Source organism: Bacillus sp. R45 (assembly GCF_021729365.1).
Taxonomy (GTDB): Bacteria; Bacillota; Bacilli; order Bacillales; family Bacillaceae; genus Bacillus; species Bacillus velezensis.
The window spans coordinates 153498-162500 of sequence record NZ_CP091421.1; the positions used below are offsets into that span (position 1 = coordinate 153498).

The window sequence follows — 9003 nt, forward strand, 5'->3', positions numbered from 1 at the left end:
GCTGAATGAGAGTGAAATGTACCATTGCTTATGACGGGCATTTATTTAACGGATATCAGGTTCAGCCTGGAAAGCGGACCGTTCAAAGTGAATTGGAAAAAGCGCTGGCCGTCATCCATAAAACGGACGGCAGGGTGCCTGTCATCTCATCCGGCCGCACGGACAGCGATGTTCATGCTGCCGGGCAGGTTATTCATTTTGATACGCCGCTGTCCATCCCGGCTGAGAAATGGCCGTTTGCGCTCAATGCCCTGCTGCCTGATGATATTGCCGTCAAAACAGCAGAGATTGCGGATGATGGGTTCCATGCACGATTTAGCGCAGTCCAAAAGGAATATCGCTACTTTGTATATACGGAGAAACACCCGGACGTATTTAAACGACATTACGCTTACCATTTTGCATATCAGCTTAATGTGCAGAAAATGAGGGAAGCTTCAAGGCACCTCATCGGGACACATGATTTCACAAGCTTTTGCGCGGCTGATACCGCGGTTCAGGATAAGGTCAGAACGATTTACGAGCTGGATTGGACTGAGACCGGAGACGGCCTGCAGATGCGGATCACCGGAAACGGTTTTCTCTATAATATGGTCAGAATCATTGCCGGAACGTTATTGGATACAGGAGCTGGAAAATTTTCTCCCGATGATGTAAAAGCAATGCTCGAAGCGAAGGATCGCGAAGCCGCGGGGCGCACCGCACCGGGGCACGGGCTGTATTTATGGAGCGTTTGCTATGACAACTAAACCAGGTGTAACATTTTCTTGACAGAGTCTGCATAAAGTTATAAGATATCATATGGTATGTATTTCAACCCCACGATAAGCCCCGGAACTTATTGTGTTGTGAAATAGAACGTAACAGAAGTTTATGAAAAAATGACAGATCATTTAGGAGGGAATTAAATGCGTACAACACCTATGGCTAACGCAAGTACTATTGAACGCAAGTGGTTAGTTGTTGATGCAGCAGGCAAGACTTTAGGACGTCTTTCTACAGAAGTTGCATCTATCCTTCGCGGGAAACACAAACCGACTTACACACCGCACGTTGATACTGGAGATCATGTGATCATCATCAACGCTGAAAAAATCGAGTTAACTGGTAAAAAGTTAACTGATAAAATCTACTACCGTCACACAATGCACCCAGGCGGTCTGAAATCAAGAACAGCTCTTGAAATGCGTACAAACTACCCTGAGAAAATGCTTGAGCTTGCTATCAAAGGCATGCTTCCAAAAGGTTCTCTAGGTCGTCAAATGTTCAAGAAATTGAACGTATACCGTGGTTCTGAGCATCCACATGAAGCACAAAAACCTGAAGTTTACGAACTTCGCGGTTAATTAAAAAGGAGGTTACCAATTTGGCACAGGTTCAATATTACGGTACTGGCCGTCGTAAAAGTTCTGTAGCGCGTGTGCGCTTAGTTCCAGGAGAAGGTCGTATCGTCGTTAATAATCGTGAAATCAGCGAGCACATTCCATCTCCGGCTCTAATCGAAGATATCAAACAACCATTAGCTTTAACTGAAACAGCTGGTACTTATGATGTTTTAGTAAACGTACATGGAGGTGGCTTATCTGGTCAAGCTGGAGCAATCCGTCACGGTATCGCTCGTGCTTTGCTTGAAGCAGATCCAGAATACCGCGCAACACTTAAACGTGCTGGTCTTCTGACTCGTGACGCCCGTATGAAAGAACGTAAAAAATACGGTCTTAAAGGCGCTCGTCGTGCACCTCAGTTCTCAAAACGTTAATCGTTTTGGATGGCAAAAACCACAACTTCTTGGTTGTGGTTTTTTTGTATTTTTTTCTCATATCGAAGAGGTTATCCGATGTTTTTCTAGAATTGTTTGTTATACTCTATTCATTACCAATAAGGAGCGCAGTTATAATGAATAAGTTAGTCATACATAACAGCAAGGCATGGGATAAAAAAGTCGAAACAGGCAATGAATGGACGGTTGCGGTTGATTCTCATACAATTGGTGAAGCGAAAAAAGGCAATTGGAGCATCAGAATGACCCCCGGAAAAGATGTGCCGGCGGATTGGTTTCCGCCCATAGACGGTCTGGAGGTTCTTTGTCTCGCTTCAGGAGGAGGACAGCAAGGGCCGGTCCTTGCTGCTGCAGGAGCGGACGTCACCATCTTTGACAATTCGGAAAAACAGCTTGCGCAAGACAGAATGGTAGCCGAGCGGGACGGTCTTACGCTTCGGACTGTCAAAGGCAGCATGAATGATCTGAGCTGTTTTGATGATGAGACATTTGATTTTATCGTGCACCCGGTATCGAATTGCTTTGTTGATACGGTTCTTCCGGTATGGAAAGAAGCTCATCGCGTATTGAAAAAAGGCGGGTCTTTAGTCTCCGGTTTTGTAAATCCCGTCGTGTTCTTATTTGATATGGATTTAGAGCAGGAAGGCGTACTAAAAGTAAAGTATTCCATTCCGTTTTCGGATGAAAAAGATCTGAGTAAGAAAAAGGTAAAGGAACTTATTGATAATCATGAAGCGCTTGAATTCGGCCATACGCTGGAGGATCAAATTAAAGGTCAGATTGACGCAGGCTTTATGGTTGCCGGTTTTTACGAGGACAAAGGCGGCCTCGTGCTGGATGAATACATTAATACATACTCCGTAACAAGAAGCATTAAAATATAAAAACGGCATCCCGTCAGAGGTGCTGTTTTTTTGCGGCTTTTTTCTGCGGACGGCTGATCACATTAGCCGAAACCAGTTCTATTCCAATCTCTCTGGCCCAAACCGACAGTTGTCCCATGTGGTGAATCTCATGCGCAAGGATGTGGCGGAGAATATCTTCTTTAGGAAAGGTTTGGTCCATCCAGTCCGGCTTAACAAGATCCGCCCCTTTGCGGGAGACCGCATGAATGACATCCTCCCGATACTGTTCAGACAGCTTTCTGAGATCCTGAATGCTCGTATAGTCAGACTCAGCGGGTAAAACATCATCTTTACCTAAAATGGCACGAGCCCAGCTGATCTCGACATCAATGATATGAAATAAAGTCCGCAAGATGCTCTCCATTCCGCCCGTCCGGGTTTTCGTCAGTTCCTCCCGGCTCAGCTTCTCACATATCATAAACCACTCGTCACGCACCGTCCAATTGTATTGAAACAGCTTTTTCATCACGTCACCTCAGCTCTTTATTCTTCCAGTTAACATGAAACTCCTTCATTTGGGAGGATTTCCACTATCAACAAAGCATGCTTTTTCCCTTTTCCTTTCAAAATAACAGTAAAAAGGAGCGTGGCTGGCAATGGCAGAAGTATTATCTTTTTCAGACGTGAAACGGCAGAAGGATTATGAGCTTGAGAAGAGTTTACTAAAGGAACTGTCACTGACGCAGATCATTCAGTCCGTAAAAGCATGTCTCACCCCTTTGTTTCCCTTTCTTCAAGACGAAAACGGCATTCTGAGTGAAGGATGCATAGATTTTGCAATTGAAGCGTATTTATTAGGCGGCCGGTTCGGCGTCTTTGGCTATTATGGTGAGTCTTTGCAGAGGGCAAACGCACGTTCGGCTGAAGAAGAGGAAGAACTGACGGCCGATTTTTTTGAATATCTTTGCAATTGGACGCATGAGCAATATTCTTCCGTTGAACAAAAAGAAATCTATGAAGCGTCCTGCCGGTTTATCAACAGCTGGTGGACGGAAGGATTTCTGCAAAGAGAAAAACAATGTAAGCTCCGCATGAGGTAATCATAATTTCTTCCCTTGTCCCATACTTATTAATAACGGGGACAAGCGGGAGGGAAAGCTATGACAAAAAAGCTGAAATGGCTCGGTTTTTTACTTGGCTTTATCATATTATTGTGTTTATTCCGGTTTCAATTCCATAATGATGATTCATGGCGGCCGTGGAGCCTGCCGCTGAGCGGGAAAATCATCTATCTCGATCCGGGACACGGCGGGCCGGATGGAGGCGCCACGGGAGGCAGTCACCTTGAAAAGGACATTACTCTCGAAGTGGCCTCCAGGGTCAGAGACTATTTGCAGGAGCAGGGAGCTTTGGTCATTATGACGCGGGAGACGGATACTGATTTAGCTCCTGAAGGGACGAAAGGCTACAGCAGACGCAAAGCGGAAGATCTGAGAAAGCGCGTGGAGATCATCAACCGTTCAGAGGCGGAGCTTTATATCAGCATTCATCTGAACGCCATACCGTCACCGAGATGGAGCGGCGCCCAAAGCTTCTACTATGGAAAATACGAAGAGAATGAAAAAGTGGCAAAATATATACAGGACGAATTGAGAATCAATTTGGAGAATACAACGAGAAAGGCGAAACGGATACACGGCATTTACTTAATGCAGAATGTAACCAAACCGGGCGCCCTGGTGGAAATCGGATTTCTGTCCAATCCCGCGGAAGCGAAAAGGCTCGGCCAGCCTCAATACCAGGACAAAATCGCTTCTTCCGTGTATAAGGGCGTGTTGAGATATTTTACAGAAAAAGGAGACCCTCCCGAGTAAGGAGGGTTTTTCGCCGATTCTACGTTTAAAATATATGTTATAATACCATTTGTAAACGAATACACAAAGGGTGAGGGTTCGATGATAAGAGAAGATGAAGTAAGAAATATAGTCGGAAACATGCGCGAACCTTTTCTTCATAGACCGCTGGGAGAATTGGATGCCATTAAAGAAGTAAAGGTCAAGCCGGAAAAACGGCATGTCAGTGTAAAAATTGCATTGGCAAAAACGGGGACGGCTGAACAGATGGGCATTCAGCAGGAAATCGTATCCGTTCTGAAAGAAGCGGGTGCGGAAACTGTGGGACTTCGGTTTGAAGAGCTGCCGGAAGAAACATTGGCGAAATTCAGCCGGCCTGCTGCTGAAAGCGAAACCCTGCTGAATAGGAAACATCCGCCGGTCTTTCTTGCGGTGGCAAGCGGAAAAGGCGGTGTCGGCAAATCAACGGTTTCCGTCAACCTGGCCATTTCTCTTGCGCGGCTCGGAAAAAAAGTCGGCTTGATCGACGCGGATATATACGGATTCAGCGTGCCGGACATGATGGGTATTACAGTTCGCCCGACAGTTGAAGGAGAAAAACTGCTTCCTGTCGAAAGATTTGGAGTAAAGGTTATGTCGATGGGCTTTTTCGTCGAAGAAAATGCTCCGGTTGTGTGGAGAGGGCCGATGCTGGGCAAGATGCTGAATAACTTCTTCCATGAGGTTGACTGGGGAGAGGTTGACTATATCGTTCTCGACCTGCCGCCCGGCACGGGTGATGTGGCGCTTGATGTACACACGATGCTTCCGAGCTGCAAAGAGATTATCGTATCAACGCCGCACCCTACAGCCGCATTTGTAGCGGCGAGAGCGGGATCTATGGCGATTAAGACCGATCATGAAGTTGTAGGGGTCATTGAAAATATGGCTTATTATGAAAGTGCAAAAACCGGCGAGAGAGAATATGTGTTCGGTCAAGGCGGGGGAGATAAGCTTGCAGAGGAATTGCAGGTGCCGCTGCTTGGCAGAATTCCTTTAAAACAGCCTGATTGGGACAAGGACCAGTTTGCGCCTTCTGTCTATGACAGAAGTCATCCGATCGGGGAAATTTATATGGGTATCGCCCAAAAAGTCATTGAAAAAACAGCTGAATAAAAAAGGGGCCGGGATCAACACGGCCCGGCCTTTTATTGGCTTTCTTTTTCAGAACTTGAAGCCGCTTTTTTCAATTCATCCTCGAATTGCTTTTTGAAAAGCGGGCTGGAAAGTGTCTCTGTAATTACATCTTCTAAGTAACTGCGGAACTTTTGGCTTTTCACCAGCTCATAGTATTTTTTATCCATGCCGGGGTCCTGCATGATCTGCATAAAACTTTTCTGATAATCAGGGTCTTTCATCAATTTTTTTATGATTTTTTCGTGCTCGGGCTGAAGCGTTTTTGCAAAGCTCTCGGCGAACTTTGAGTCTTCAAAGATGGTTTTCCAGAACTCCGCCCCTTTTTTAGAGGTGAGGGTTTTCTCTATTGTGCCTTTAATGGCATTTTGATCAATCACCAATGCCTCATTCATCGCATCATCATTTAATATTTCCTTAATTGCTTTTTTTCCATCATCTGTCTTTAATATATCAACAACCATTTTTTTAGTCTGGTCATAATCCATATCCGCTGCTTGGTCTTTTGGAGCACAAGCTGTTACAGATAATACAACAAAACAGCTTATCAATAGCGTTTTGGCTTTTGACATGCATAAGCTCCTTCCTTACTTGTACTTATTTTTAATATGATTCATCGGAATGGATTTATACATAACAAAATATCGCTGAACGCGATTGTCAGGGGGATGAATAAGAGATGAAAAGCCGCGGGCTTGTTCGATTTTTCTTTTCGATTTTAGCTGTGGGCGCTCTTATTACAAGCGTCGTGGGATTTGCACTGAAGTGGGGGGAGTACAAGGGGTTCTTTCTGAATTTTGAGGCCGGTCAGATTTTCTCCGTTCTGATCTGGTTTATCGGGGTAGGCATGATTTTCAGTGTGATCAGCCAGATGGGATTCTTCGTCTTTCTGACGGTGCACCGGTTTGCCCTTGAAATTCTCAGATCAAACTCGCTTTGGAATCTGCTTCAGCTGTTTATCATTCTGTTTGTCGCTTTTGATTTAATGTACGTCAGATTTTTGTTTTTCGGTGAGCGGGATGACTCGATTGCGGGGTTTGTCTGGCTGCCGCTGGCTCTGCTTGCCGTCGGCCTGTTGACGGCGTATATAAAACAAAAGCAGTCCTCAAAAAATACGTTCGTTTCATCATTATTTTTAATGGTCGTTATTACAGCGCTTGAATGGGTTCCTGCGCTAAGAGTGAATAATGAGGACTGGCTTTATTTGATGCTGATTCCGCTGATGGGCTGCAATGCGTTTCAGCTGTTAATGCTGCCGAAGTTTGCCCAGAGGTAGTTATTTGACTTCTGATGACTTGACGTCAGTATTTGCGATCAGGTCGCCGACTGTCACGTTTTTCAGTCCTTTTTGCTTTAAATTGTGAATGATGGCGGGGAGCGCTTCTTCGGTCTGTGTTGCTGAATCAGAGGCGTGCAGCAGGACAATGTCGCCGCCTTTTATATGACTGTTTACATTTTCAATGATTTTATCAGGACCGGGATTTGTCCAATCCTGCGAGTTAACGCTGTAATGAACCACTGAATAGCGGTACTGCTGTGCAATGGCAAGAACCTTTTTATTAAATTGTCCGGTCGGCGGGCGGAGTAAATGAATATTCTTCACACCCAGCTTTTTAAATGCGGTCTGGGCCCGAAGGATATCTTTTTTTATTTCGTTGTCCTCTAGGTTGGTATAATTCTTATACGCATATCCCATGCTGCCGATTTGATGTCCGTCTTTTACCATACGTTCAACTGTGTCCGGGTGCCGTTCCGCCCAAGAAGCTGACAGAAAAAAAGTGGCGTTTTTAATACCGTTTGCTTTTAGTGCGTTCAGAATCGGAACCGCTTTTTCGTCGCCCCAGCTGATATCGAATGTTAATGCGACTTCGCCCGCTTTCGTCTCCCCTTTTGAAATAGCCTTCGGGCCGCTATCAGTTAAAAATACAGGAAGGGGGACGGCTCTCTGTATATAAAAAAAGCTGGCTGCTGCAAATGCGGCAATGATAATAATAAGCAGCTGTTTTATCCTTCTGATGTGCCACACGTAGAAGTGGTTCACTGATGACGCCTCCTTATCTTGTCCATGCTTGATTACATCGTATGCCGCGGCGGAGATGAATATAACGAAATACGTTTCAAAAAAAACGAAAAAAATACTTGCTAAATTCAGCGGATGCATGGTATATTATTAAACGTCGCTGATGGACAGCAGACAACAACAAAAAGCTTCGGAAACAACTTAAAAAAAGTTGTTGACATAAAAGAAGCTGAGTGGTAAGATAATAAAGCTGCTTCAACAAGCGGTAATGATCTTTGAAAACTAAACAAGACAAAACGTACCTGTTAATTCAAAGTTTTAAATAAATCGCACAGCGATGTGCGTAGTCAGTCAAACTACTTTATCGGAGAGTTTGATCCTGGCTCAGGACGAACGCTGGCGGCGTGCCTAATACATGCAAGTCGAGCGGACAGATGGGAGCTTGCTCCCTGATGTTAGCGGCGGACGGGTGAGTAACACGTGGGTAACCTGCCTGTAAGACTGGGATAACTCCGGGAAACCGGGGCTAATACCGGATGGTTGTCTGAACCGCATGGTTCAGACATAAAAGGTGGCTTCGGCTACCACTTACAGATGGACCCGCGGCGCATTAGCTAGTTGGTGAGGTAACGGCTCACCAAGGCGACGATGCGTAGCCGACCTGAGAGGGTGATCGGCCACACTGGGACTGAGACACGGCCCAGACTCCTACGGGAGGCAGCAGTAGGGAATCTTCCGCAATGGACGAAAGTCTGACGGAGCAACGCCGCGTGAGTGATGAAGGTTTTCGGATCGTAAAGCTCTGTTGTTAGGGAAGAACAAGTGCCGTTCAAATAGGGCGGCACCTTGACGGTACCTAACCAGAAAGCCACGGCTAACTACGTGCCAGCAGCCGCGGTAATACGTAGGTGGCAAGCGTTGTCCGGAATTATTGGGCGTAAAGGGCTCGCAGGCGGTTTCTTAAGTCTGATGTGAAAGCCCCCGGCTCAACCGGGGAGGGTCATTGGAAACTGGGGAACTTGAGTGCAGAAGAGGAGAGTGGAATTCCACGTGTAGCGGTGAAATGCGTAGAGATGTGGAGGAACACCAGTGGCGAAGGCGACTCTCTGGTCTGTAACTGACGCTGAGGAGCGAAAGCGTGGGGAGCGAACAGGATTAGATACCCTGGTAGTCCACGCCGTAAACGATGAGTGCTAAGTGTTAGGGGGTTTCCGCCCCTTAGTGCTGCAGCTAACGCATTAAGCACTCCGCCTGGGGAGTACGGTCGCAAGACTGAAACTCAAAGGAATTGACGGGGGCCCGCACAAGCGGTGGAGCATGTGGTTTAATTCG

At 46.1% G+C, this 9003-nt stretch carries 11 protein-coding genes and 1 rRNA gene (1 of these 12 cut by a window edge); 9 read left to right on the top strand and 3 right to left on the bottom strand.

What is annotated here, in order from left to right; genetic code table 11:
* Window positions 1-5: 5 nt before the first annotated feature.
* The 4 genes from truA to L3V45_RS00910 all read left to right on the top strand — a co-directional run bounded on the left by truA (window position 6) and on the right by L3V45_RS00910 (window position 2664).
* Window positions 6-749, top strand: a complete 744-nt coding sequence (truA, locus tag L3V45_RS00895; protein WP_015388779.1) for a tRNA pseudouridine(38-40) synthase TruA — start codon at window positions 6-8, stop codon at window positions 747-749.
* Between the two features lie 159 nt (window positions 750-908).
* Window positions 909-1346, top strand: coding sequence for a 50S ribosomal protein L13 (gene rplM, locus L3V45_RS00900; protein WP_003156556.1), 438 nt, complete (start codon window positions 909-911; stop codon window positions 1344-1346).
* A gap of 20 nt (window positions 1347-1366) precedes the next feature.
* A complete protein-coding gene (gene rpsI / locus L3V45_RS00905) occupies window positions 1367-1759 on the top strand; it encodes a 30S ribosomal protein S9 (RefSeq protein ID WP_003156557.1) in 393 nt (130 codons plus the stop codon).
* Window positions 1760-1896: 137 nt separating this feature from the next.
* Complete coding sequence (locus tag L3V45_RS00910) at window positions 1897-2664, top strand: class I SAM-dependent methyltransferase (RefSeq protein ID WP_057080147.1); 768 nt, start codon at window positions 1897-1899, stop codon at window positions 2662-2664.
* Between the two features lie 13 nt (window positions 2665-2677).
* On the opposite strand, the gene L3V45_RS00915 is transcribed toward L3V45_RS00910, so the two are convergent.
* Complete coding sequence (locus tag L3V45_RS00915; protein WP_236837217.1) at window positions 2678-3151, bottom strand: DinB family protein; 474 nt, start codon at window positions 3149-3151, stop codon at window positions 2678-2680.
* 130 nt (window positions 3152-3281) lie between these two features.
* Between L3V45_RS00915 and L3V45_RS00920 the strand changes: the two genes are divergently transcribed.
* The 3 genes from L3V45_RS00920 (at window position 3282) to L3V45_RS00930 (ending at window position 5633) form a co-directional block, all read left to right on the top strand.
* Window positions 3282-3725, top strand: coding sequence for a DUF2521 family protein (locus L3V45_RS00920; RefSeq protein ID WP_003156564.1), 444 nt, complete (start codon window positions 3282-3284; stop codon window positions 3723-3725).
* Window positions 3726-3785: 60 nt separating this feature from the next.
* Window positions 3786-4499: an N-acetylmuramoyl-L-alanine amidase CwlD gene (gene cwlD, locus L3V45_RS00925; protein ID WP_003156566.1), complete on the top strand. Its 714-nt coding sequence runs from the start codon at window positions 3786-3788 to the stop codon at window positions 4497-4499.
* An 81-nt stretch (window positions 4500-4580) separates the two neighbouring features.
* Window positions 4581-5633 (top strand): Mrp/NBP35 family ATP-binding protein, encoded by a 1053-nt coding sequence (locus L3V45_RS00930; protein ID WP_003156567.1) that lies wholly within the window; start codon window positions 4581-4583, stop codon window positions 5631-5633.
* 32 nt (window positions 5634-5665) lie between these two features.
* Here the strand turns inward: L3V45_RS00930 and gerD are convergent, their stop codons facing one another.
* Window positions 5666-6223, bottom strand: a complete 558-nt coding sequence (gene gerD / locus L3V45_RS00935) for a spore germination lipoprotein GerD (RefSeq protein WP_007615280.1) — start codon at window positions 6221-6223, stop codon at window positions 5666-5668.
* Between the two features lie 107 nt (window positions 6224-6330).
* Here gerD and kbaA point away from each other — a divergent pair, with 107 nt between their 5' ends.
* Window positions 6331-6927: a KinB-signaling pathway activation protein gene (gene kbaA, locus L3V45_RS00940; RefSeq protein WP_003156571.1), complete on the top strand. Its 597-nt coding sequence runs from the start codon at window positions 6331-6333 to the stop codon at window positions 6925-6927.
* Here the strand turns inward: kbaA and pdaB are convergent, their stop codons facing one another.
* Window positions 6928-7692, bottom strand: coding sequence for a polysaccharide deacetylase family sporulation protein PdaB (gene pdaB / locus L3V45_RS00945; RefSeq protein ID WP_014304225.1), 765 nt, complete (start codon window positions 7690-7692; stop codon window positions 6928-6930).
* Window positions 7693-8032: 340 nt separating this feature from the next.
* Between pdaB and L3V45_RS00950 the strand changes: the two genes are divergently transcribed.
* Window positions 8033-9003 (top strand): 16S ribosomal RNA (locus L3V45_RS00950) (it continues 579 nt past the right edge of the window).

Excerpts from the sequence above, each read along its gene's own strand:
- truA (WP_015388779.1), top strand. The coding sequence starts at position 6 with ATGAGAGTGAAATGTACCATTGCTTATGACGGGCATTTATTTAACGGA.
- rplM (WP_003156556.1), top strand. The coding sequence starts at position 909 with ATGCGTACAACACCTATGGCTAACGCAAGTACTATTGAACGCAAGTGG.
- L3V45_RS00910 (WP_057080147.1), top strand. The coding sequence starts at position 1,897 with ATGAATAAGTTAGTCATACATAACAGCAAGGCATGGGATAAAAAAGTC.
- L3V45_RS00915 (WP_236837217.1), bottom strand. The coding sequence starts at position 3,151 with ATGAAAAAGCTGTTTCAATACAATTGGACGGTGCGTGACGAGTGGTTT.
- L3V45_RS00920 (WP_003156564.1), top strand. The coding sequence starts at position 3,282 with ATGGCAGAAGTATTATCTTTTTCAGACGTGAAACGGCAGAAGGATTAT.
- cwlD (WP_003156566.1), top strand. The coding sequence starts at position 3,786 with ATGACAAAAAAGCTGAAATGGCTCGGTTTTTTACTTGGCTTTATCATA.
- L3V45_RS00930 (WP_003156567.1), top strand. The coding sequence starts at position 4,581 with ATGATAAGAGAAGATGAAGTAAGAAATATAGTCGGAAACATGCGCGAA.
- gerD (WP_007615280.1), bottom strand. The coding sequence starts at position 6,223 with ATGTCAAAAGCCAAAACGCTATTGATAAGCTGTTTTGTTGTATTATCT.
- kbaA (WP_003156571.1), top strand. The coding sequence starts at position 6,331 with ATGAAAAGCCGCGGGCTTGTTCGATTTTTCTTTTCGATTTTAGCTGTG.